This window comes from Vibrio sp. 1249-1, from assembly GCF_033340495.1.
The window spans coordinates 1-672 of the sequence record NZ_JAWOWJ010000605.1 but is presented as its reverse complement, the minus strand read 5'-3'; the positions used below and the strand labels follow the sequence as shown (position 1 = coordinate 672).

The 672-nt window shown below is 47.3% G+C and carries 1 protein-coding gene; it reads left to right on the top strand.

The window, feature by feature from the left end:
- On the top strand, window positions 1–591 hold a 591-nt coding region (locus tag R7Z50_RS27890), incomplete at its 5' end, for a DUF3943 domain-containing protein (RefSeq protein WP_318149805.1).
- Between the last annotated feature and the right edge of the window lie 81 nt (window positions 592–672).

Below are 672 nucleotides of genomic sequence, written 5' to 3'. Positions count from 1 at the left end.
TTGATGCCGTTTCTTCCTGAAAGCATTACTAAGTGGGACGAAGAAGACCGCGACATGAGCAAGCTGGGTAGCAAATGGAAAGATAACGTTTCTGATGGCCCGGTATGGGACCGTGACGAACACTTCCTAAACTACATCATGCACCCATACTTTGGCGGTGTTTACTACACAGCGGCAAGACATGCAGGTTATAACGAATTTGAATCATTCTTGTACTCTGCCACCATGTCTACTTTCTTCTGGGAATACGGTGTTGAAGCGTTTGCAGAAGTCCCTTCTTGGCAGGACATCTTTATCACGCCATTCTTTGGTGCGGTCGTGGGTGAAATGATGCTAACAGCAGAGCAAGACATCGTAGCAAATGGCGGCGAAGTGTTAGGTTCAGAAACTGCAGGCGACGTTTCTCTCTTCTTCCTAAACCCTGTTGGTCATATCCACCACTGGGTGACTGACGCATGGGGCGGCAGCGCTGAATTGAAATTCAACTCCTCACCTTGGTTCGGCAATCAAGATGTTGCGAAGTTTGCCATGGACGCAGGTGCAAGCTACGACAGTCAGTTTTACGGCGTAGAGCTGAAAGTAACGTTCTAAGCCAACCATATTGAACGACATTAATGAAGAGCAGCCAAACGGCTGCTCTTTTTGTATCTAGTGCACTGCTTTGATTATTTG